Below are 22,819 nucleotides of genomic sequence, written 5' to 3' on the forward strand. Positions count from 1 at the left end.
ACTGCGCCAGGGCGTTTGAAGCCCGCGATTATAAGCCTCAAAGGCGCAGGCCCGTGAGGCTAAAACGATCAGTCGTCGCGCGATCCGCCGAAATACCCGCAGCCGCGCTGCACCTGACCGTCGATGCGCAGTTCGGCGCTCATGTGCTGGATGCTGCCGGTGCTGCTGTCGACGCAACGTTGCGGTGCAACCCACAGTTCGATGTGCTGGTTGTTGGCTTCGGTACTGAGGTTGAAACGGCCATCGCCCAGTTGCTCCTCGACGTAAGGCACGGCCAGTGGCGGCTGGCCGGCCCGGTCGAGGACCATGCCTTTGCCGCTGACTTTCACGCTCCACTGCGGGGTGTGGCCGGCGGCGCGCAGGATCAGCAGCTTGAAATTCGGATCGTCGCACGCGTTGCCCGAGCGCTCGACGCGGTACAACTGCTCCAGATCGAGCTGGCCGTCACCACCGCTGCCGGCCACAACCCGCCCGCGCACGTCGGCAAACAGCTTGCCCTGCTTGTCCGCCAGGTTTGCGGCCTGCTGCAGGACGCTGGTACCGCCCGTGTCGTTGACCACGTAGCGGTTTGTCTGGTTGCACGGCTGGAACAGCAGTTTGCCGTCCGCCGCGGTCAACTGGCCTTGCATGCGTGTCTGGCCGACATGGGAGGCGTTCTGCCGCTCACCCTCGAACAACTGGCAAGCGGCGAACAGCGGAAGCAGGGCAACGAGGACTAAGGAACGGGCAACACGCATCTTGGGGTCTCCTGACAAGTGCCGCCACGTTACTCAGCCTGACCGTTCATCACAACCCGTTATCGTCTCCACTTTGTATTGGCGCGGAAGGATCGCAGCCTTCGGCAGCTCCTACGGAATACGCGCACGCCTCTGTAGGAGCTGGCGCAGCCTGCGATCTTTTGCTTTTCAGATGTGAAAGGTCTGACCTGTTTGCAGGCCTTCCACGCTTTTGGCGTAGGCCAAAGCCACATCCGCCGCAGGAACCGGCTTGAAGCCACGAAAATACGGCGCGTATTTGCCCATGGCTTCGACCAGGACATTCGGGCTGATCGAATTCACACGCAGGCCGCGGGGCAGTTCGATGGCGGCGGCGCGGACGAAGCTGTCCAGCGCACCGTTGACCAGTGCTGCCGAGGCACCGCTGTAGATCGGATCGTGGCTGAGCACGCCGGTGGTGAAGGTGAACGAGGCACCGTCATTGGCGAACTCGCGGCCAATCAGCAGCAGATTGACCTGGCCCATGAGCTTGTCTTTCAGGCCCAGGGCAAAGCTTTCTTCTGTCATCTCGTTGAGCGGTGCGAAGGTCACGTTGCCGGCGGCACACACCAGTGCATCGAATTTGCCGGTCTGCTCGAACAGTTTGCGAATCGAGGCGCTGTCACTGATGTCCACTTGAAAGTCGCCGCTGGTGCGACCGATGCGGATGATTTCGTGACGTTGCGACAGTTCCCTGTCGACGGCCGAACCGATGGTGCCATTTGCGCCGATCAAAAGAATTTTCATGGGGGGGATCCTCGTGTGGGTTGAACGAGGTTTCAGTTTAGGGTGGTTTTTTCTCCGGATAAGCGCACTAATAGGCAACCTTTGGTTTTCAAATGGAAACAATCCATGAGCGAGATGGATGACTTGGCGGCGTTCGCGGTATTGATCGAAGCGGGGAGTTTTACCCTGGCGGCGCAGCAGCTCGGTTGCAGCAAAGGCCAGCTGTCCAAGCGCATCAGCCAGTTGGAAGCGCAGTTTTCCGTGGTGTTGTTGCAACGCACCACCCGCCGCTTGAGCCTGACCGCCGCCGGTGCTGCGTTGTTGCCCCAGGCCCAGGCGCTGGTGGTGCAAGTCGAGCGGGCCCGCCAGGCCCTGGCGCGTCTGAAGGACGACATGGCCGGCCCGGTGCGGATGACGGTACCGGTGTCGCTCGGGGAAACCTTCTTCGATGGCCTGTTGCTGGAGTTCTCTGCCAAGTATCCCCAGGTACAGATCGAGTTGGAGCTCAACAACAGTTACCGAGAACTGTCCCGCGACGGCTTCGATCTGGCGATTCGTTCCGACGTGGCCATTGACCAGCGACTGGTGGCGCGTCCACTGCTGGCGTGGCAAGAACTGACCTGTGCCAGCCCGGCCTATCTGGAACAATACGGTGAACCGCAAACCCCCCAGGCGCTGGCCGAACATCGCTGCCTGCTCAACAGCCATTACAGCGGTCGCGAAGAATGGCTGTATCACCAGCAGCACGAGTTATTGCGGGTGCGGGTGTCGGGGCCGTTCGCCAGCAACCACTACAACCTGTTGAAGAAAGCCGCACTGGTCGGCGCCGGTATTGCGCGCTTGCCGTCCTACTGTTTGCCAACGGAACTGGCCGACGGGCGTTTGCGATGGCTCCTGCGCGATTATCAGACCCGCAGCATGCCGATGTACCTGGTGCATCCGTATCAGGGCGGATTGCCCAAGCGCACGCAGGTGCTGGCGGATTATCTGATCGGGTGGTTCAAGCGCAGTGGGGAGGTGCTGGATCGGCTTTGAACCATCACACGGACCCTGTAGGAGCCGCCGAAGGCTGCGATCTTTTGACTTTGGTTTTTTAAGATCAAAAGATCGCAGCCTTCGGCAGCTCCTACACCGATCTCATTCGCAGGCATAAAAAACGGCCCGCAAAGGCCGTTTTTTTGTTTACCGCAATGGCTCAACCACCGAGGTACGCTTCGCGCACTTTCGGGTCGGTCAGCAGGGCTTCACCGGTGCCTTGCATCACCACCCGGCCGTTCTCCAGAACGTAGGCACGGTCAGCGATTTTCAGCGCCTGGTTGGCGTTCTGCTCGACCAGGAACACCGTCACACCGTCCTTGCGCAGCTGTTCGATGATGTCGAAGATCTGCTGGATGATGATCGGTGCCAGGCCCAGGGAAGGCTCGTCGAGCAGCAACAGCTTGGGCTTGCTCATCAGCGCACGGCCGATGGCGAGCATTTGCTGTTCGCCGCCGGACATGGTGCCGCCGCGCTGGTTGAAGCGCTCTTTCAGGCGTGGGAAAAGTCCGAGAACCTTGTCCATCTGTTCCTGATAGTCGCCCTTGGCGGTGAAGAAACCGCCCATGGACAGGTTTTCTTCCACGGTCAGGCGGGAAAACACCCGGCGACCTTCCGGCACAACCGCGATGCTCTTGCGCATGATCTGCGAGGAGTCCTGGCCGACCAGTTCCTCACCCATGTAGCGGATGCTGCCGCTGTGGGCGCGCGGCGAACCGCAAAGCGTCATCAGCAGCGTGGACTTGCCGGCACCGTTGGCGCCGATCAGGGTCACGATCTCGCCCTGGCGGACTTCGACGTTGACGCTGTGCAGGGCCTGGATCTTGCCGTAGAAGGTGGAAACGTTTTCGAACTGCAGCATTTACGCTTCCCCCAGGTAGGCTTTGATCACTTCAGGATTGTCGCGGATCTGTTCCGGCGTGCCGTTGGCCAGGGGCGTGCCCTGGTTGATCACGACGATGTGGTCGGAAATGCTCATGACCAGCTTCATGTCGTGTTCGATCAGCAGCACGGTGACGTTGTGCTCTTCACGCAGCATGCTGATCAGCGCCTTGAGGTCTTCGGTTTCCTTCGGGTTCAGGCCGGCGGCCGGTTCGTCGAGCATGAGGATGCGCGGGCGGGTCATCATGCAGCGGGCGATTTCCAGGCGACGTTGCTGACCGTAGGCCAGGGTGCCGGCCGGACGGTTGGCGAACTCGCGCAGGTTGACCTTGTCCAGCCAGTACTCGGCGTATTCCATGGCCTCGCGCTCGCTCTTGCGGAACGACGGGGTCTTGAACAGTCCGGACAGGAAGTTGGTGTTCAGGTGACGATGCTGGGCGATCAGCAGGTTCTCGACCGCCGTCATGTCCTTGAACAACCGCACGTTCTGGAAGGTGCGCACCACGCCCTTGAGGGCGATCTTGTGGCCGGGCAGGCCTTCGATCGCCTCGCCGTCGAGCAGGATGCTGCCGCCGCTCGGCTTGTAGAAGCCGGTCAGGCAGTTGAACACGGTGGTCTTGCCGGCGCCGTTGGGGCCGATCAGCGCAACCACTTGTTTCTCTTTCACGCTCAAGGCAACGCCGTTGACCGCCAGCAAGCCGCCGAAGCGCATGCTCAGGTTTTCTACTTTGAGGATCTCGCGGCTCATTTGCGCAGCTCCATGTGAGGACGTTGCATGGGCAGCAGACCCTGAGGGCGCCAGATCATCATCAGTACCATCAAGGCACCGAACATCAACATGCGGTACTCACTGAACTCACGCATCATTTCCGGCAGCAGGATCATCACCACGGCAGCGAGGATCACGCCCAGTTGCGAGCCCATGCCACCCAGCACCACGATGGCGAGGATGATCGCCGACTCGATGAAGGTGAAGGACTCCGGCGTCACCAGGCCTTGACGGGCAGCGAAGAAGCTACCGGCAAAACCGGCGAAACTCGCACCCAGGGTGAAGGCCGACAGTTTGATGATGGTCGGGTTCAGGCCCAATGCGCGGCAGGCAATTTCGTCTTCACGCAACGCTTCCCAGGCACGGCCCAGGGGCATGCGCAGCAAGCGGTTGATGACGAACAGCGCACCCAGGGCAAGCAACAGCGCAACCAGGTAGAGGAAGATCACCTTATTGATCGAGTTGTATTCCAGGCCGAAATACTCATGGAAGGTCTGCATGCCTTCCGCGGCCTTGCGTTCGAAGGTCAGGCCGAAGAACGTCGGTTTCTCGATGTTGCTGATGCCGTTCGGACCGCCAGTGAGGCCGGTCAGGTTACGCAGGAACAGACGGATGATTTCACCGAAGCCCAGGGTCACGATCGCCAGGTAGTCGCCACGCAAGCGCAGCACCGGGAAACCGAGCAGGAAGCCGAAGGTGGCTGACATCAGGCCGGCGATCGGCAGGCAGATCCAGAAGCTCAGGCCGTAGTAGTGCGACAGCAGCGCGTAGCTATAGGCGCCGACGGCATAGAACCCGACGTAACCGAGGTCGAGCAGACCGGCCAGGCCGACCACGATGTTCAGGCCGAGGCCGAGCATCACGTAGATCAGCACCAGCGTGGCGATGTCCACCGCACCGCGAGAGCCGAAGAACGGCCAGACCAGGGCACCGGCGATCAGCGCGATGATGATCCAGCGCTGAGTGGTCGGCAGGGTCAGGAAGTTGCTGGCCTTGGCCGGGATCAGCGGCATGCTCGGCGAAGAGCGCCAGGCCGAGCTGATCTGCTGGTCGAATAGCACACGCAGGAACATCAGTACCGAGCACACCGCGATGGTGATCAGGGTGGCGTCGCTGGTGCCATGAACTTCGAGGTTGATGCCGACGATGGTCAGCTTCAGACCGAGTACCGGGTAGGCCACGGCCCACACCAGCAAGGCACTGAACAGTGCCTGTTTAAGATTCCTAGTCATACCTTCTCAACCTCCGGACGGCCCAGCAGGCCGGTTGGCCGGAACAACAACACCAGGACCAGCAGACCGAACGCCACGACGTCCTTGTACTGGTCGCCGAAGATATCGGCACCAAAGGCTTCCGCCACGCCAAGTACCAGCCCGCCGAGCATGGCGCCCGGAATACTGCCGATACCGCCCAGCACGGCTGCGGTGAAGGCCTTGAGGCCAACCAGGAAACCGGCGTTCGGGTTGATCACGCCGTATTGCATGCTCAGGAGCACGGCGGCAATGGCTGCCAGTGCCGCACCGATGACGAAGGTCAGGGCGATGATGTTGTTGGTGTTGATACCCAGCAGGTTGGCCATCTTGATGTCCTCGGCGCAGGCGCGGCAGGCGCGACCCAGGCGAGAGCGGGAGATGAACAGGGTCAGGCCGAGCATGGCGACCAGGGTCACCACGAACACCACGATTTGCATGTAGGAAATCAGCACTTCATGTGCGCCACCTGGCCCAAAGGCAAAGTTGCCCGGAATCAGGTTGGGGATGGATTTGTCCTTGGAGTCTTGCGCCAGCAGAACGGTGTTCTGCAGGAAGATCGACATGCCGATGGCGGAGATCAGCGGGATCAGACGGTTGCTGCCGCGCAAGGGGCGGTAGGCGATCCGTTCGATGCTGTAGCCGTAGGCACTGGTTACAACGATGGTGGCGAGAAAAGCGGCGGTCATCAACAGCGGCACGCTGTCGAGTCCCAGCATGGCCAGCCCGGCGATGGCGATGAACGCCACGTAGGAACCGATCATGTACACCTCGCCGTGGGCGAAGTTGATCATTCCAATGATGCCGTAGACCATCGTATAGCCGATGGCGATCAGGGCATACGTGCTGCCAATGGTCAGGCCATTAACCAGCTGTTGGAAGAAGTGATAGATGTCAGGCATTACAGCGCTCCTAAAAACCTGATACGCATTTCACTGGTGGAGTCATTTTCCCGCCCGGGCCCCGTGGATCTGCATCCACTTCGAATCCGGGGTTTGCCAGCGAACCGCTGATGACGGTTTTGAGATTTTCAGGTGGGGAGACTGGCGGATCACGCCAGCGCGGCCCAGATACGTTCGTAAAACAAAGCCCACGGCACGCCGTGGGCTTTGTTGGCAGTCAGTCAGGCAATGCCTTACTGAGGCTTGGCTTCAGTTTTTGGTTTGCCGAAGTGCCACTCGTAAACCACGAATTTGAAGTCTTTCAGGTCGCCTTTTTCGTCGAAGCTCAGGTCGCCGGTAGGCGTCTTGAAGGTGCCGGCGTGGATGGCTTCAGCCACTTTGGCGGAGTCTTCGGACTTGGCAGCCTTGATGCCGTCGGCGATCACGGTCACAGCCGAGTAGGCCGGGAACACGAACGGACCGCTCGGATCTTCTTTCTTGGCTTTGAACGCATCAGCCAGGGCAACGTTGGCCGGATCCTGGTCGAAGGATTTCGGCAGGGTCACCAGCAGGCCTTCGGAAGCGTCCTTGGCGATCTGCGAAATGGAGTCGTTACCCACGCCTTCCGGACCCATGAACCTGGCTTTCAGGCCTTTTTCCTGGGATTGACGCAGGATCAGGCCCAGCTCCGGGTGGTAGCCGCCGTAGTAGACGAAGTCGACGTTGGCTTGCTTGAGCTTGGAGATCATCGACGAGAAGTCTTTGTCGCCGGCGTTGACGCCTTCGAACACGGCGACTTTCACGCCTTTGCCTTCCAGGGTTTTCTTCACGGCGGTGGCGATGCCTTCACCGTATTGCTGTTTGTCGTGCAGAACAGCAACGATCTTCGGTTTTACGAAGTCGGCAATGTAGTTACCGGCGGCAGGGCCCTGGGCGCTGTCCAGACCGATGGTGCGGAACACCATTTTGTAACCACGGGCGGTGATGTCCGGGCTGGTGGCAGCCGGGGTGATCATGATCACGCCTTCGTCTTCGTAGATGTCCGAAGCCGGTTGAGTGGAGCTGGAGCACAGGTGACCGACTACGAACTTGACGCCGTCGTTGACGACCTTGTTCGCGACTGCCACAGCTTGTTTCGGATCACAGGCGTCATCGTATTCAACGGCTTCGAGTTTCTTGCCGTCCACGCCGCCCTTGGCGTTGATTTGCTCGATGGCCATTTTGGCGCCACTGAACTGCATGTCGCCGTATTGGGCTACAGGGCCGGTCTTGGGGCCGGCGATGCCGATCTTGATGGTGTCAGCTGCGAACGAATGGCTGGCAACCCCGGCCAGAACCATAGCGGCAAACAGTTTGGAAATCTGCTTAGTAGCCTTAGTCATAGTGCTCCACTCTTACTGTTGTAGTTTTTATAGTCCTGGCGCCGAAAGCAGCAGAACCGGGTCAGATATCTGCGACATTCCCCGGAAAAGTCCCTCGGCAACTGTACCGGTACAGTGTAGAGCGCCGATTGTCAGCCTGGGAAGGCAGCGCCGGGGGACAAAACCTGCAAGTGTCGCTTTATTGAAAGTAAAAGACAGAATTGCGGCGGGGTGTTGAGGGGCTTATAGCCATATTCAGTGCATTCCCTGGCTTTCCTGCGCTTTTCATTTCGGTCACTCAATTGCATCCGGGTTTTTCTGCCAGACCACCGACGTTATCATCTACGTCGATTTCTTTTCCGGACAGTCCCATGAATCAAGAACCTAGCACCCTCTATGCCAAGCTGCTTGGTGAAACCGCATCTATTACCTGGAAAGAGCTGGAGCCGTTCTTCGCCAAGGGTGCCCTATTGTGGGTCGATCCTGGCCTGGATCTGATCGCCGCCGCCGAGGCCGTGGCCCAGGATGAAGGGGAGAAAGTGGCTGCCTGGCTGGCCGCTGACAAGGTCGCCAAGCTGTCTGAAACGCGGGCGCTGGATCTTTTTGAGCGTGATCCGCAGTTGTGGGCCGTGGTTGTTTCGCCGTGGATTCTGATCCAGGAAAGAGCGCAGGTATAAAAGGCCGCACCTGATTGGTGCGCTTCTTTCGGAGGGAAAAGTGTGTAGCCGAGTAGCGTGATGGCATGTTGCCGTAGAGAAAGGCCACAGCCTCACGGTGACGTAAACGTAACGGGAACAGTTGGGAGGGCAGCTGAACGTCTGCTCAATTGTTTCTGAATGTGGATAAAAGAAAAAGATCGCAGCCTGCGGCAGCTCCTACAGGACCAGGTGTACGCCCGTAGGAGCTGCCGCAGGCTGCGATCTTTTCAGGTTTAAGCAGTCTTGCCCGTATGGTTATTCAACGAAATAACCTTGGTCTTGCCGATGCGGTGACGGTAGATCTCACGCAGGTACTTGATCGATTTCTTCACGCAATCCCGGGACAGGCGGATGTCATTGATCGAGACAAATTTTTCCTTGTCGTTGATCAGTTCGCGGTACTTCTTCTCGTACATCGGCTTGATCGCGTACCAGTTGGTATCGAGGATCTTCGCCGGGTTCTCGAATTCGTTGAGCAACTCGTCGATGCGGTCTTCATCGAATTGTTCGTTGATGATGAAGTCCAGGATCGAGTTGTCCAGGGTCTCGTCGAATCGGTACGGGTTTTTCGCGAAGCAGCGCTTGATGAACGCCACGATCAGCGTCAGGAAGTCGTCCGACAGGCACGGGCTCTTGGCGATCAGGGTGGTCAGCGACAGGTTGGCCGAAGCACCGATCACCAACGCGTAGCGCTTGAGTGTAGTGTTGGGGAACAGGCTGTTGAGGTGGGTCTTCAACCGGTTCAAATCCATGTAGGACAGCTTGTAGTCCTTCGGCAACGAAACGATAGACACCACCGACGAGCAATTCTTGAAGAAGTGCAGGTCATGCAGGGCCGCCGCGTCGTAACCCGAGTTCTTGTACTGTTCCAGCGACGCGCGATAGCGCTTGGACTCGATCGGCAACAGGCTGATGCCTTCGATGGCCTGGGTGACCTTGTTGAAGTGCGGCAGATCGATCGAACGGAAGAACAGGTCGTCGATGTTCAGGCGCTGCGGCTCTTTCTCGAACACTTTGAATTTGTCGCTGCTCGGTGCCGGGGTTTCCGGCACCACGGACTCGGCGTAGGCAATCGCCACCGGGCCGGCCAGGCTCATGAACAGGTCATTGGCGTCCAGGCGGATGGTTTCGCCGATATCGATGCCGGCGCGACGGAAATAGTTCTGGTCGTAGTCAGTCGTAACTGCCTGCGCCGTCAGAATGTTGAAGATCTGCTGCGAGATGTACTGGTTGGCGTGCTTTTCCATGGCATTGACATCAATGTTCTGGATGTTGCCGTCATCGTTCTCTTCGGCGTAACGCATGATGTCGTTGGAGATCAGCATCATCGCGTTCCACGGGCGGATGCGGCCCATGACGCTGGCTTCGCTGCTGTCTTCGTTGGCGAAGTTGTAGGAGAAGTCCCACTCTTCCGACAGGTATTTGCACAGCAGTCGACCGGCGTTGATGTGCAACGCCTCGGACATTTCACTGCGGTGATCGGAAATGTTCGGCAGTACACAGATGCCACTGGTGAAGATCGGTTCGAAGACGAAGGAGTGGCCGCTCTTGCTGTCGTGCTCGTCCATCGGCTTGGTGTCGAACGTCTTGTTCATATACGAATGCTGCTGGGCCAGGCCGAATTCCGAGGCCATGCCCGAGCCGGTACCGCCGCCGGCACTGAAGATCGAGAAATACAGGCGCGACTGGTTGGCCTTGATGCCACAGCTGTCGATCAGGTACGAGTGAATCATCTTCCAGTCGGGGCTGGAGAAACGCTGGGTGTCCTTGTTCAGGATGATCTTGGCCAGGTACTGGCCGAGGATCGGCGCGTTACCGGCGCCACCGGCATGGACTTCCGACAGGTCCATGATTTTCATTTTGCTGTAGTCGCGCAGGAAGCCGCTTTTTTCGCCCTTGCGCGAGAAACGGATGCGTCCGGCGATGTCTTTGTCCAGGTCCCCGAGCATCACCAGCGGCTCGACCAGAAACACTGGCTTGGTGTTTTTGTTCTGGCCCAGGCGCAGGTTGTTACGGATCCACTGGGCCGGGCTGTAGCCCTTTTCGGTAAAACGCTTGTCCGGCGACAGGCGATCTTCGTTGTTGAATTCATTGAGGTAGAACTTGCGGGCGTTATACACAAGCTCCGCCACGTCCAGCGCAATGTTCGAGCCGCAGCGGCCCAGGCCGATCAGGCACACCGACGGGAATTCCTGATCGCTGTGCTGTTCGCTGTCGCCTTCCAGGTGCGGTGCGCGCGGGAACACCATGTCGCGCAGGCCGTCGAGGTTGTCGAGGATGCGGTCGGTGTTGGTTTCGGTGAAGTAGAGGTATTGCTGGGTCGCCAACGGGCGCGATTGAATCAATGGCTTCGGTGATGACGGGCTGTTGGCCGCGGGGCTCAACGTCAGATCGGTTACCGCAGTGGCCGGGTTGTTTTTAGAAGTCATTGTTCGCCATCTACCTGGGCTGATTGGTTGGCCGACTCGCAGTCGTCGAACCGTCACGGAATACAATCGCGTCTTTTTTCAGCGCGTACTTGGACCATGCCTTGGTCTTTAGCCTGAGCATTGCTCGGGGTGAATCCTTTCCTAAGTCATGATGAATCGGCCAATATTCGGTGATCTTTAATCAAGAAGAGGCAAAATGATGTCAACGCTACCTTCGCTAGGGTTTGCCGGGATCGGCCTGATGGGGCTGCCGATGTGCCGGCGCCTGCTGGCCGCGGGTTACCCGCTGGCGGTGTGGAATCGCAATCCGGACAAGTGCAGGCCGCTGGTGGAGGCGGGCGCGCGTCAGGTCGCCAGCCCGGCCGAGCTGTGCCGGCACGCTGACGTGGTGATGCTGTGCCTGGCGGATACTTCGGTCGTACGCGAGGTGGTATTTGGTCCGGCAGGCGTTGTGGAGGGCGCAAAAAAGGGCCAGCTGCTGGTGGATTTCTCCAGCCTGGAGCCCAACGCCACGCGGGAAATGGCCGCAGAACTTGCCGCTAGAACGGGCATGGGCTGGCTCGACACGCCGGTGTCCGGCGGCGTGGTCGGTGCCGAGGCTGGAAGCCTGGCGATCATGGTCGGCGGTGAATCACAGGATCTGGAGCGGGTCCGGCCTGTGCTGTTGAACCTGGGGCAGCGTGTAACACACATGGGCGGCGTCGGGGCAGGGCAGTTGACCAAGGCGTGCAATCAGATGATCGTCGCCTGCAATGCATTGGTGATTGCCGAAGTGGTCGCGCTGGCGGAGCGTTCCGGGGTCGATGCCAGCCTGATCGCCGAAGCGCTGGCCGGCGGCTTTGCCGATTCGAAACCCTTGCAGATCCTGGCCCCGCAGATGGCGCAAAACCGTTTCGAGCCGGTCAAGTGGCACGTGCGCACCTTGCTCAAGGATCTGGATACAGCGGTGAAGTTTTCCCGTGAGCAAGGCTCGGCAACACCGATCAGCGGCCTGGCCGCGCAGTTGATGCGCCTGCATGGAAGTCAGGGTTTCCTTGAAAAGGACCCGTCTACATTAGTGCAGATGTACCGTGAGCCAGGCTCAGCGTCGTGACGGTGCAGGTGTCCTTGCGCTGGTTGATTTCGTTCAGCACCGGAAGCAACTCGACCAGTGGCACCGGCCGGCTCAGCAGATAGCCTTGAACGAAGTCACAACCGTGGTTTTCCAGGAATTGGTACTGCTCGAAGGTTTCGACCCCTTCGGTGACCACTTGCAGGTGCAGGGTATGGGCCATGACGATGATCGCCTGGACAATCTCCATATCCTGGGTCGCCTTGGGAATGTCCTGGATGAACGAACGGTCGATTTTCAGCGTGTTAAGCGGCAAGCGCTTGAGGTAGGCCAGGGATGAATAGCCGGTGCCGAAGTCATCGATCGACAGCGAAACGCCGAGAGCGCGTATCTGCCGCAGTAGCACCAGGGTGTTGGCGATATTGCCCATCAAGGCGTTTTCGGTAACCTCCAGTTCGAGCCGGTGGGGCTGCACACCGGAGGCTCGCAATGCGTATTCGATTTCATCGGCCAGTTCTTCGCGCGCCAGGTTCAGGGGCGAACAGTTCACGGCGATCTTCAGGTCCTCACAGCCTTGGCGCGACAACTCGCCCAAGTCTTCGCAGGCCTTGCGCAGCACCCAATTGTCCAACTCGGCGATCAGGCCGTTGGCCTCGGCGATGGCGATAAAACGATCCGGTACGAGAAAACCGTGGACCGGGTGTTGCCAGCGGATCAAGGCTTCGAGTTTGCTGACCTGGCCGGTCTTGAGGTCATAGATGGGCTGGTAATAGAGCATCAAACCGGTGTCTTCACGCAGGGCGTGGCGCAACTCTTCTTCCAGTTGCAGCTCGAGTGTGGCGCGGGTCTTCAGGTTGGCGCTGAAAAAATTCAGTCCATTGCGGCCGCTGCCTTTGGATTGATACAGCGCCAGGTCGGCGTTCTTCAACAGTTCCTCACAGGTCTTGCCGTCCTCCGGAAACAGGCTGATGCCGATGCTTGTGGTCATGACCATGCGCCTGCCGGCCAGCTCGATGGGCTCCTTCATCTTGAGCATGATGCGTTGGGCCATATGCCGCGCTTCTTCACGATCACGCAGGTCGATGAGCAGGCAGAACTCGTCACCACCGAAGCGCGCGACCACGTCCTCGTGACTGCGAATCGAGCTCTTGATGTGCCCGGCAAGCACCTTTAGCAGTTCGTCACCGGCATCGTGGCCAAGGCTGTCGTTGATCCGCTTGAAATGGTCGATGTCCAGGAACAGGACCGCCAGCATTCCACCTTCGTTGGTTTTCTCGATGAGTTTTTCGGCGAAGATCTGGTTGAACCCGCGGCGGTTGATCAGGTTGGTCAGCGCGTCGTAGTGCGCCACCTGTTGCAGCGACATGCGCGCCTGGTCCAGTTGGCTGAGCAGGGAGTTGACCCGTTGCAGGTCGTGGTCCTTGTGTTGCAGTTTTTTGTCCGCCAGTGCCGCGCTGATGCTGCTGCCGATGATCAGCAGGGCCATGACCGTCACGGTCAGTGCCAGTTGCAGGTGGCTGTGTTCGCCCGATTGCTCCGGCACGCTGTCGCTGGGCAGCACCAGGTTGAAAGCGGCCATGGCCGTGAGGTGCATGCCGAGGATACCCGCCCCGAGCACCAGGCTGGCGCAGCATTTGAAGAGCTGATGCAGCATGCCGACGCCGTCGCGCAGATACCATGCCAGCAATAAGGCGGCCAGCGCGGCACCGATCGCGATCGCGATGGAAAGGGCGAACAGGCCCGGATGGTAATAGACCGAGGCCTCGGAGTGCATGGCCGTCATGCCCACGTAATGCATGGTCGCGATGCCCAGGCCGATTCCGATTGATGCCTTGAGACAGCGCTGCAAACTCAAGTCCGGGAGGCTGAGGGTATGCATGGCCAGCCACGCGGCGAGCAGCGCGATGGTCAGCGAAAACAGCGTGACAGGCAGTTGGTAGTGAAGATCGACAGGCGCCTGGAAGGCCAGCATCCCGACGAAGTGCATGGCCCAGATACCGCCGGCCAGGCATCCGCTGCCTACCCAGCGCCAGAGTGTCTTGGACGCGGATTTCTCAGCGTGAGCAACCCGTTCGGCCATGTCCAGTGTCGCGAAACAGCCGACACAGGCGACCAGATAAGCCAGCAGCACCAGAAAAGGGTCATGTGTGCAATTGAGTATGACCTGCCCGCTCTCTGGTAGCTCGGTAATGAAATGCAAACCAAGCCACTCCATAGCATGCCCCATCGTTATCCTTCAGGCCGGCGCAAGTGGCGACGGCGAATGCCTTGGAGTATAGAGGGCGTGGATGGAGCGCAAGCGGTAGTGGCACATTGGTGCCAATGATTTTGACATTAGCCTGATAGCGATTAGTGCTAGTAGTCAGGCGATTTGCTTCTGAGGCGTCTCGAACGCAGGTTGCAGTGCCGGCAAGCCGAAAGCGGCACGGGCCGCATCGCAATCGGGATTGGCCAGGCCATCGACCCAGGAAGCGTCGAATTCCCGACAGGTGCTGGAGCGTTTTTCGTAAATCGAGCACTGCACCGTACTGCCCACGTCTCCGACCAGGCTGGTGCAGCGTACGGGTTTGCAGCCGGTGCCGAGCATCGCGACCCGACTGGGGCTGATCTGCTCGACAAGCTCATCGGGTACCGTCCCCCCGGACGAGGCGCATTCACCCCAGAAAAATGACACGCGAAAGTGAGAACAGCAGGCACCGCAATTCAGACACGGACTGGCTTCGGACATGGGCAATTATCTAAGGAGAAGTGGAGACACAGGGGGGGAAACAAGGCCGCTATTCTAGGCTTCGCCAACGGCTTGGGAAGGGGGGCTCAAAGGTATTTTTCATAGACCGGACGGGCTACGAAATACCCTGTGGGAGCGGCGGTGCGCGATGGGTTGATATCAGCCTGGCGAATAATGAAAGACAGTCGTGGCCGGCCTGTCTAGATTGCAAAGTCCGGGGGCAGTGACGCCCCAAAAACAATAAAAGAGACGGACCCATGCAGAACTCGACCCAAGCGGCCAATGCCTGGCGCATTCTGTTCCTGTTGTTCCTGGCCAACCTGTTCAATTTTTTCGACCGCACCATCCCGGCCATCATCATCGAACCCATTCGCATGGAATGGCACCTCAGTGATTTCCAGTTGGGGATCATCGGGACGGCATTCACCATCGTCTACGCCATTGCCGGCTTGCCGCTGGGGCGCATGGCCGATACCGGTTCGAGGAGCAAACTGATGGGCTGGGGGCTGGCGGTGTGGAGCGGGTTGACCGCCGTCAACGGCATGGTGGGCAGTTTCTGGAGTTTCCTGATCGTGCGCATGGGCATCGGCATTGGCGAGGCCAGCTACGCGCCAGCCGCCAACTCGCTGATCGGCGACTTGTTTCCGGCTCACCGCCGGGCGAGGGCCATGGGGATCTTCATGTTGGGGCTGCCATTGGGGCTGTTGCTGGCGTTCTTCACCATTGGCTGGATGGTCAAGGTCTTTGATAGCTGGCGCGCGCCGTTCTTTATCGCGGCGGTACCCGGGCTGATCCTGGCGATCTTCATGTTTTTCATCAAGGAACCCAAGCGCGGCGCCGCCGAGAGCGTTCAGGTTTCGCAGGAAAAGATCGATCGACCGATCCGGCGGGTACTGGCTGTGCCAACCTTCCTGTGGCTGGTGATGGCCGGCCTGTGTTTCAACTTCGCTACCTATGCCTGCAATTCGTTTCTGGTGCCGATGCTGCAACGCTACTTCCTCATGCCGTTGCAGGATGCCGCGGTCGCCACCGGGGTTATTGTCGGTGTGACCGGGTTGGTCGGCCTGACCCTCGGAGGCTGGATTGCGGACAAGATTCACCAGCGGGTCGCCAACGGGAGGCTGTTGTTTGCCGCCTTCAGCCTGGTGATTTCGACGGTTTGCACCGCATGGGCGTTGCATTCCGGGCGAATCGAGATCGGTGTGTTTGTTGCGGTGTTTAGCCTGGGTTGGTTGTTTGCCTACAACTTCTACACCTGCGTGTACACGGCGATTCAGGATGTGGTCGAACCGCGTTTGCGGGCAACGGCGATGGCGCTGTTCTTTGCCGGGCTGTACCTGTTGGGCGGTGGCCTGGGGCCGGTAGTGGTCGGGGCCTTGTCGGATCACTTCGCCCACACGGCGATGCTTGCGGCGGGCGCGGAACAGATGACCGAGGCGTTTAAAGCAGTCGGCCTGCATGACGCTATGTACCTGATTCCGGTGGCGCTGTTGTTCACCGTGGTGTTTCTGTTCCTGGCTTCACGGTGTTTCGTGCGCGATGCCAAGCGGATGAAGGAAGGGTTGGTGGCGGTGGTTGAGCCTGACAGTTCTGCAGTGACTGCTTAACCGCCTTCGCGAGCAAGCCCGCTCCCACATTGGTTTTGTGAACGCCACAGATCAAGTGTGGGAGCGGGCTTGCTCGCGAAGAGGCCCTGCGCATCACTACAAAAACCAGATAAACAAAAAAGGCCCGCATCACTGCGGGCCTTCTTTTTATAGCGGTGTTGGAGAGTTGTTAACCCGCCACCAATACTCGAATCGCTTCCAGTCGCAGCGCAGCCTTGTCGAGCATGGCCAGGCCTTGCTCGCGTTGTTTGCGCAGGGCCACCAGTTCGCTGTCGCGCACGGTCGGGTTGACCGCTTGCAAGGCGGTCAGGCGCGCCAGTTCTTCGTCGGTATCGGCGGCCAGGCGACGTTGCGCCTCGGCGACACGTTCAGTGTGGCGCGGCAGGATCTTCGCTTCACCGGCGTTGATCCGTGGCGTCAGTTGGTCACGCTGGGCCTGGATGAACTTGTTGGCGCTGGCACGCGGCACGCTTTCGAGCTGGTCGTTCAAGGTCTCGAACGACACTCGGGCCGACAGGTCGTTGCCGTTGGTGTCGAGCAGGCAGCGCAGGGCGGCCGGCGGCAGGTAACGGCCCAGTTGCAGCGAGCGCGGGGCAACCACTTCGCTGACATACAGCAGTTCCAGCAACACGGTGCCCGGCTTGAGTGCCTTGTTCTTGATCAGCGCCACGGCGGTGTTGCCCATGGAACCGGACAGCACCAGGTCCATGCCGCCCTGGACCATCGGGTGCTCCCAGGTGATGAACTGCATGTCTTCGCGAGACAGCGCCTGGTTACGGTCGTAAGTGATGGTCACGCCTTCGTCATCGCCCAGCGGGAAGCTGGCGTCGAGCATTTTTTCGCTCGGCTTGAGGATCAGTGCGTTTTCCGAATGGTCTTCGCTGTCGATGCCGAAGGCGTCGAACAGGGTTTCCATGTAGATCGGCAGCGCGAACTGATCGTCTTGCTCAAGGATATCCTCCACCAGCGCATCGCCTTCGCCCGCGCCGCCGGAGTTCAGCTCCAGCAAACGGTCGCGACCGGTGTGCAGCTCGGCTTCCAGACGTTCACGCTCGGTGCGGGCTTCGTCGATCAGCGCCTGCCATTCGCCATCGTCGGCTTCTTCGAGCAGTGGCAGCAGGCGCGGGCCGAACTGGTGCTGCAAGGCGTTGCCGGTCGGGCAGGTGTTGAGGAATGCGTTCAGCGCTTCGTGGTACCACTGGAACAGGCGCTCTTGCGGGCTGGTTTCCAGGTATGGCACGTGCAGTTCGATGATGTGCTTCTGGCCGATCCGGTCCAGACGACCGATGCGTTGTTCCAGCAGGTCCGGGTGGGACGGCAGGTCGAACAGCACCAGGTGATGGGAGAACTGGAAGTTGCGACCTTCACTGCCGATTTCCGAACAGATCAGCACTTGCGCGCCAAACTCCTCATCGGCGAAGTAGGCAGCGGCGCGGTCACGCTCGAGGATGTTCATGCCCTCGTGGAACACCGTGGCCGGGATGCCGGAACGCACGCGCAGGGCGTCTTCCAGGTCCATGGCGGTTTCGGCGTGGGCGCAGATCACCAGTACTTTGGTGCGCTTGAGCATCTTCAGCTGGTCGATCAGCCATTCGACGCGCGGGTCGAATTTCCACCAGCGTTCCTCTTCGCTGGCGTCCGGTTGGGCCTGGAAGCTGACTTCCGGGTACAGCTCGGCGTGATCGCCCAACGGCAGTTCGAGGTATTCGTCCGGGCACGGCAGCGGGTACGGGTGCAGCTTGCGCTCCGGGAAACCCTGCACGGCGGCGCGGGTGTTACGGAACAGTACGCGGCCGGTGCCGTGTCGGTCGAGCAGTTCGCGCACCAGACGGGCGCTGGCTTCAGTGTCGCCATCATTGACCGCGGTCAGCAGGGCTTCGCCTTCATTGCCGAGGAAACCGTGGATGGTCTTGTGCGCTTCAGGCGACAGGCGTCCCTTGTCGAGCAGTTCCTGAACGGCTTCGGCCACCGGGCGATAATTTTCGCTCTCGGCGCGGAAGGCTTGCAGGTCATGGAAACGGTTCGGGTCCAGCAGGCGCAGACGAGCGAAGTGGCTGTCCTGGCCCAGTTGTTCCGGGGTGGCGGTCAACAGCAGCACGCCGGGAATGGTCTCGGCGAGTTGCTCGACCAGCGAATATTGAGGGCTGACCTGATCTTCATGCCACACCAGGTGGTGAGCTTCGTCGACCACCAGCAAGTCCCAGCCTGCCGCGAACAGCGCGTCCTGGGCCTTCTCGTCGTCCACCAGCCACTCAAGCGCGACCAGCGCAAGCTGGGTGTCTTCGAACGGGTTGCTGGCATCGCTTTCGATGAAGCGTTCTTCGTCGAACAGAGCGACCTGCAGGTTGAAGCGGCGGCGCATCTCGACCAGCCACTGGTGCTGCAGGTTTTCCGGAACCAGGATCAGCACGCGGTTGGCACGGCCCGAGAGCAATTGGCGATGGATCACCAGGCCGGCTTCGATGGTTTTGCCCAGGCCCACTTCGTCGGCCAGCAGAACCCGTGGCGCGATACGGTCGGCGACTTCGCGGGCAATGTGCAACTGGTGCGCGATCGGTTGCGCACGCACGCCGCCCAAGCCCCAAAGGGCGGACTGCAACTGGCGGCTGGTGTGTTCCAGGGTGTGATAGCGCAGGGAGAACCAGGCCAGCGGGTCGATCTGGCCGGCGAACAGACGGTCGCTGGCCAGGCGGAACTGGATGAAGTTCGACAGTTGGGTTTCCGGCAGGGTGACCACTTCGTTCTGTCCGTTGAGGCCGTGGTAAACCAGCAGGCCATCGACGTCATCGACTTCGCGAACAGTCAGCTTCCAGCCTTCGAAGTGAGTGATGGAATCACCGGGCGAAAACCGCACACGGGTGAGGGGCGCATTCCTTAGCGCGTACTGGCGAGTGTCGCCAGTGGCCGGATAGAGCACGGTCAACAAGCGGCCGTCCTGTGCCAGAACGGTGCCTAAACCCAGCTCGGCTTCGCTGTCACTGATCCAGCGTTGCCCCGGTTGATACTGCTGCGCCATGCTGCCTGACTCCCACCTGAAAAAGCGGGCTATCTTAACGGAATGAGGGCTTGAGGGCCAAAGGACTCTCAGAAAAACTCACAGTCATACGTTAGTCCACCTGTGCATGACGCGCCGCCCGGTGCACTAATGAGTGCCAAATGAGTCACAGTTTGCGACCGATGGCTCAAGTCGCCATCCCCGCAGCCGACAGCCTGCTGACAGGAGACTGAAAACCATGCTGCCACCGATGCTCCCCTTGAGTGCCGTGCCGATCACTTCACAGACCGACCCGATCCGTCAGCGTCCGGATATTCCTCCGGTGGTGCCGGTGCAGGAAAGCTCCAGTGAAAGTACGATCGACCTGCAAAAGCGCAATCCTGAAGAGGACGGGCTGGTGCTGCGCGAGGAACAGCGCCGCAGACAGGAGCAGGAACGACGTCGCCACGAGGCCGATCATGACCCCGAGGCTCACATGGCGATTCCCGGGGATGAACTCAATGCCGATAACACCGTGCCGGTGGCACCGCTGATGGAAGATCAGCCGCGGCAGGGGCTGTGGGTCGATATCGAGATTTGAGCGCAGGCTGGTCAGCTCACTCATCAAGCCGCATTATTAACGCAGGGTTGCCGACCGCTACGGCAGCTGAAACTCATTTCAAGCGATGCACTGACCGCCATGAGCCAAGACGACAAACTGATTGACCTCAATGCCGAGCGCGCCAAGCGTGTTCATGACCTCAATGAAAAGCGGCTCAATGAAGTTCGCCAGGCGTTCGAACAGGCCATGCCGTTGGGCAAGGCTAAAAAAAAGCCGAAGAACAAACCGAAGAAACGCTGAAATCCCCCCGCATTCATTGATGCGGGTCAAACTTCTCCCTTCCTCTTGCCCAGTCTCGGGCGACATTGATCCCGGTCAATATTCTCTCCTGCCCGATTGGTTAACTTAGCCCTATCGCAACAGGGCAGGTACAGGAGACGCGTCATGTTTTTCGACAACGTGGTGATCGCCGGAGTGCTGACTGTCAGCCTCATGTTTGTATTTTTTGCAGGGTTCGGACTTTTTATCTGGAAGGATTCACACAAGCGGAAATAACCGCAGTTCTTTCCAGATGTAATGAGCACGCAAGGCATTTTGGGCAACTTCGGTTGCCCTTTTTTTTGCCTTTGAAAATCTGCCGGAGTGCATGGAGCCACTGTGGGAGACTTAAGTGTTTGGCAATAAAAAAGGCGCGTTCCTTGCGGAGCGCGCCTTTTCTGATTTGGCTGCTTATCAGCTGCCAAGGGCCTTCGAGGCCAGCCAGAACAACCCGGCCGACAGGGCCACGGTGGCTGGGAGGGTCAATACCCAGGCCAGCAGGATGGTTCTGACGGTGCCGCTTTGCAGGCCGCTCTTGTTGGCGACCATGGTGCCCGCCACGCCCGAGGACAGCACGTGGGTGGTGGAAACCGGCAGGCTGAAGATGTTGGCCATGCCGATCAGGCTGGCGGTGGTGATCTGCGCCGACATGCCTTGGGAGTAGGTCATGCCTTGCTTGCCGATTTTCTCGCCAATGGTCAGTACCACGCGTTTCCAGCCGACCATGGTGCCTAGGCCCAAGGCCAGTGCAACCGCCAGGATCACCCAGAACGGAGCGTATTCGGTGGTGGTGGTCAGGTCCTTGCGCAGTTTGTCCAGGTCAGCCTTTTCACGGGGGGCGAGCGTTGGCAGCTTGCTGACTTTCTTCGCCGTGTCGTCCAGGCAGAGCAGGTAGCGACGTACTTCGATGCGGCTTTCCGACGGCAGCGAGTGGTAGTCGGCTACACCCTTGAGGGTGCCGAGCAGGGCGGTGATGGTCGGTTCGGTCTGTTGCGGGTTGCAACGGAATTTCTCCGGCAGATCGCCATCCAGGCTCTTGCCCAGGGCCAGGAACTCGCCCAGTGTTTCGGAATTACGCTGGTAGAACTGGCTCAAGTGCAACGTGGCGTCGCGAGTCCGCTCGATCTGGTAGGTCGTGCTGTTCAGGTCGAGGACGAACTGCGCCGGCACGATACCGATCAGGACCAGCATGATCAGGCCGATACCTTTCTGGCCATCGTTGGAACCGTGCACGAAACTCACGGCCATGGCCGAGATCACCAGTACCAGGCGATTCCAGAATGGCGGGTGCTTCTTGTCGTCGATCTTGCGGCGCTGTTCCGGCGTCTTGTGCATCTTCGACAGTGGACGCCACCATTTAAGGCCGATCAGGATCAGCGCGGCGATCAGGAAGCCGGCCATCGGCGAGAACACAAGCGACATGGCGATATCGATCGCCTTCTGCCAGTTCACGCCATCGGCCAACGGTATGTCGTTGATCAAGGCGTTCGCCAGGCCCACACCGAGAATCGAACCGATCAGCGTGTGGGAACTGGACGCGGGAATACCGAAGTACCAGGTGCCCAGGTTCCAGGTAATGGCGGCGGCGAGCAACGAGAACACCATGGCCAGCCCGTGACCGGTGTTCACATTGATCAGCAGTTCTACCGGCAACAGGTGGACGATGGCATACGCCACGCCGACCCCGCCCAGCAGCACGCCGAGGAAGTTGAACACACCGGAGAAGAACACCGCCAGATGAGGCGGCATGGCTTTGGTGTAGATAACGGTCGCCACCGCGTTAGCGGTGTCATGAAAGCCGTTGATGAACTCGAAGGCGAGGACAAAGGCCAGGGCGAGCAAGAGGCTCACAAGCACCCAAGCATCCAGTCCGCTGAATAAATCGATCATGAAGGTTTTCTGACCCGGTCATAAGGGGGCGCGATTATGCCAGAAAAGACTGCTAATCAATGCACTAGCTGCTCATCGGTAACATTCTTCAACGAATTTTTTTGCCGCCGTGCCTGAAAACCCACGGTTTTGCTGCGTTTTTTAAGCCATTGATTTAATTGAAAAAACACACTGTCACAAAACCTTCACGGCCCGTTAAGAGGGGCTTGAACGGATGTGAGAAAAATCTGAGAAATAGGTCAGATCCCGGAATTCTGTCGGATTCGGCGACGGTGATGGCCGCTGCCCGCTCGTAGCGGGCGCGAAAGGCAGCATCCATACATCCCGCTTTTAGCGGGTGCAGAGGCAGGCCTTTGTCAGGATCAGGCCGAAGCAGTCATGGCTCTTCGGCTTTGAGTTCCTTTTCCATTTTTTGAATTTCCTGCTGGAAAACCTGATCCTGAACAGTGGCGCGTTTACGCCAGGGTTTGCGTTCCGGTTCGGGCTGAGCGGCGTAAGTGGTGACTTCTCCGCCGTAAACTTCCTTGTAACGTTGTTCCTGGCGCTCTAGTTCCGCGCGCAGTTCGTCTTTCGTCACAGTGCTACCTGATTGAGTTGGGATAAATTCTGGTGAAAACGCGCTGCATCAAATCGTTTGATCACGTTCGTCGAATGAGACAGTGCCGTCAAGGCATCGTTTTTGACAACAACGTGATCAATACTTCCATGTCACAGGCGGCCACGGCACCAGAGATAAACAGCTGACGTAGCTTCAGTTTCCTGGTTCGGCAAGCGCATCGGCAAGGCTGTGCAATGCGAATCTGGCGCTTGCAACGGGCAACGGCGATGGATCAGCGCATTGCCGGGCAGCGGGTTCGGCAAGTAAAAAACCGGAGCGCTACTAAATTGTATTATAGCGGCCGA

At 59.3% G+C, this 22,819-nt stretch carries 20 protein-coding genes; 7 read left to right on the forward strand and 13 right to left on the reverse strand.

Annotated elements, in window-relative coordinates:
- Positions 1-68: 68 nt before the first annotated feature.
- Together ASD95_RS19925 and ASD95_RS19930 are read right to left on the reverse strand one after the other, a co-directional pair.
- Complete coding sequence (locus ASD95_RS19925) at positions 69-737, reverse strand: COG3650 family protein (protein ID WP_056720830.1); 669 nt, start codon at positions 735-737, stop codon at positions 69-71.
- Positions 738-905: 168 nt separating this feature from the next.
- Positions 906-1,502 carry a short chain dehydrogenase gene (locus ASD95_RS19930; RefSeq protein ID WP_056720829.1) on the reverse strand — a complete coding sequence of 199 codons (597 nt, stop codon included), beginning with the start codon at positions 1,500-1,502 and terminating at the stop codon, positions 906-908.
- A 105-nt stretch (positions 1,503-1,607) separates the two neighbouring features.
- Between ASD95_RS19930 and ASD95_RS19935 the strand changes: the two genes are divergently transcribed.
- A complete protein-coding gene (locus ASD95_RS19935; protein WP_046041267.1) occupies positions 1,608-2,516 on the forward strand; it encodes a LysR family transcriptional regulator in 909 nt (302 codons plus the stop codon).
- A 160-nt stretch (positions 2,517-2,676) separates the two neighbouring features.
- On the opposite strand, the gene ASD95_RS19940 is transcribed toward ASD95_RS19935, so the two are convergent.
- The 5 genes from ASD95_RS19940 to ASD95_RS19960 all read right to left on the reverse strand — a co-directional run bounded on the left by ASD95_RS19940 (position 2,677) and on the right by ASD95_RS19960 (position 7,680).
- Positions 2,677-3,378 carry an ABC transporter ATP-binding protein gene (locus ASD95_RS19940; protein WP_015093834.1) on the reverse strand — a complete coding sequence of 234 codons (702 nt, stop codon included), beginning with the start codon at positions 3,376-3,378 and terminating at the stop codon, positions 2,677-2,679.
- Positions 3,379-4,146, reverse strand: coding sequence for a high-affinity branched-chain amino acid ABC transporter ATP-binding protein LivG (livG, locus tag ASD95_RS19945; protein ID WP_056720826.1), 768 nt, complete (start codon positions 4,144-4,146; stop codon positions 3,379-3,381). It lies immediately after the preceding gene.
- Positions 4,143-5,399, reverse strand: a complete 1,257-nt coding sequence (locus tag ASD95_RS19950; RefSeq protein WP_056720824.1) for a high-affinity branched-chain amino acid ABC transporter permease LivM — start codon at positions 5,397-5,399, stop codon at positions 4,143-4,145. The genes livG and ASD95_RS19950 overlap by 4 nt, the downstream gene beginning before the upstream one ends.
- Entirely contained in the window at positions 5,396-6,319 is a 924-nt protein-coding gene (gene livH / locus ASD95_RS19955; protein WP_007947264.1) for a high-affinity branched-chain amino acid ABC transporter permease LivH, read from the reverse strand. Before livH ends, ASD95_RS19950 begins: the two co-directional genes overlap by 4 nt.
- Before the next feature lie 233 nt (positions 6,320-6,552).
- Positions 6,553-7,680, reverse strand: a complete 1,128-nt coding sequence (locus ASD95_RS19960) for a branched-chain amino acid ABC transporter substrate-binding protein (RefSeq protein WP_056720823.1) — start codon at positions 7,678-7,680, stop codon at positions 6,553-6,555.
- A gap of 350 nt (positions 7,681-8,030) precedes the next feature.
- Between ASD95_RS19960 and ASD95_RS19965 the strand changes: the two genes are divergently transcribed.
- On the forward strand, positions 8,031-8,336 hold the full coding sequence (locus ASD95_RS19965; RefSeq protein WP_056720820.1) for a DUF2288 domain-containing protein: 306 nt from the start codon (positions 8,031-8,033) through the stop codon (positions 8,334-8,336).
- A 254-nt stretch (positions 8,337-8,590) separates the two neighbouring features.
- Here ASD95_RS19965 and ASD95_RS19970 read toward each other — a convergent pair whose 3' ends face one another.
- Positions 8,591-10,786, reverse strand: coding sequence for a hypothetical protein (locus ASD95_RS19970; RefSeq protein WP_056720819.1), 2,196 nt, complete (start codon positions 10,784-10,786; stop codon positions 8,591-8,593).
- 196 nt (positions 10,787-10,982) lie between these two features.
- On the opposite strand from ASD95_RS19970, the gene ASD95_RS19975 reads away from it, so the two are divergent.
- Positions 10,983-11,879 (forward strand): NAD(P)-dependent oxidoreductase, encoded by an 897-nt coding sequence (locus ASD95_RS19975; protein ID WP_056720818.1) that lies wholly within the window; start codon positions 10,983-10,985, stop codon positions 11,877-11,879.
- On the opposite strand, the gene ASD95_RS19980 is transcribed toward ASD95_RS19975, so the two are convergent.
- Together ASD95_RS19980 and ASD95_RS19985 are read right to left on the reverse strand one after the other, a co-directional pair.
- Positions 11,836-14,052 carry a putative bifunctional diguanylate cyclase/phosphodiesterase gene (locus ASD95_RS19980; protein ID WP_317850372.1) on the reverse strand — a complete coding sequence of 739 codons (2,217 nt, stop codon included), beginning with the start codon at positions 14,050-14,052 and terminating at the stop codon, positions 11,836-11,838. The two genes, ASD95_RS19975 and ASD95_RS19980, sit on opposite strands and share 44 nt — an antisense overlap.
- 147 nt (positions 14,053-14,199) lie before the next feature.
- Positions 14,200-14,565, reverse strand: a complete 366-nt coding sequence (locus ASD95_RS19985) for a YkgJ family cysteine cluster protein (protein ID WP_046043993.1) — start codon at positions 14,563-14,565, stop codon at positions 14,200-14,202.
- A 257-nt stretch (positions 14,566-14,822) separates the two neighbouring features.
- Here ASD95_RS19985 and ASD95_RS19990 point away from each other — a divergent pair, with 257 nt between their 5' ends.
- Positions 14,823-16,172: a spinster family MFS transporter gene (locus tag ASD95_RS19990; protein WP_056720816.1), complete on the forward strand. Its 1,350-nt coding sequence runs from the start codon at positions 14,823-14,825 to the stop codon at positions 16,170-16,172.
- Between the two features lie 169 nt (positions 16,173-16,341).
- Here ASD95_RS19990 and rapA read toward each other — a convergent pair whose 3' ends face one another.
- On the reverse strand, positions 16,342-19,188 hold the full coding sequence (gene rapA, locus ASD95_RS19995; protein ID WP_056720815.1) for an RNA polymerase-associated protein RapA: 2,847 nt from the start codon (positions 19,186-19,188) through the stop codon (positions 16,342-16,344).
- 217 nt (positions 19,189-19,405) lie between these two features.
- On the opposite strand from rapA, the gene ASD95_RS20000 reads away from it, so the two are divergent.
- The 3 genes from ASD95_RS20000 (at position 19,406) to ccoM (ending at position 20,263) form a co-directional block, all read left to right on the forward strand.
- The gene (locus tag ASD95_RS20000) at positions 19,406-19,747 is read left to right on the forward strand and encodes a hypothetical protein (protein ID WP_056720814.1); all 342 of its coding nucleotides are present in this window, start codon (positions 19,406-19,408) and stop codon (positions 19,745-19,747) included.
- Between the two features lie 99 nt (positions 19,748-19,846).
- Positions 19,847-20,008, forward strand: a complete 162-nt coding sequence (locus tag ASD95_RS29470; protein WP_008074569.1) for a hypothetical protein — start codon at positions 19,847-19,849, stop codon at positions 20,006-20,008.
- Positions 20,009-20,152: 144 nt separating this feature from the next.
- Positions 20,153-20,263 carry a cytochrome c oxidase subunit CcoM gene (gene ccoM / locus ASD95_RS30165; RefSeq protein WP_007976669.1) on the forward strand — a complete coding sequence of 37 codons (111 nt, stop codon included), beginning with the start codon at positions 20,153-20,155 and terminating at the stop codon, positions 20,261-20,263.
- 177 nt (positions 20,264-20,440) lie between these two features.
- Here ccoM and ASD95_RS20010 read toward each other — a convergent pair whose 3' ends face one another.
- Together ASD95_RS20010 and ASD95_RS20015 are read right to left on the reverse strand one after the other, a co-directional pair.
- The gene (locus tag ASD95_RS20010) at positions 20,441-21,916 is read right to left on the reverse strand and encodes an inorganic phosphate transporter (RefSeq protein ID WP_056720812.1); all 1,476 of its coding nucleotides are present in this window, start codon (positions 21,914-21,916) and stop codon (positions 20,441-20,443) included.
- Between the two features lie 376 nt (positions 21,917-22,292).
- Positions 22,293-22,493 carry a hypothetical protein gene (locus ASD95_RS20015; RefSeq protein ID WP_008054177.1) on the reverse strand — a complete coding sequence of 67 codons (201 nt, stop codon included), beginning with the start codon at positions 22,491-22,493 and terminating at the stop codon, positions 22,293-22,295.
- Positions 22,494-22,819: the final 326 nt, after the last annotated feature.

Source organism: Pseudomonas sp. Root71 (assembly GCF_001429045.1).
In the GTDB taxonomy this organism is placed as follows: domain Bacteria; phylum Pseudomonadota; class Gammaproteobacteria; order Pseudomonadales; family Pseudomonadaceae; genus Aquipseudomonas; species Aquipseudomonas monachiensis.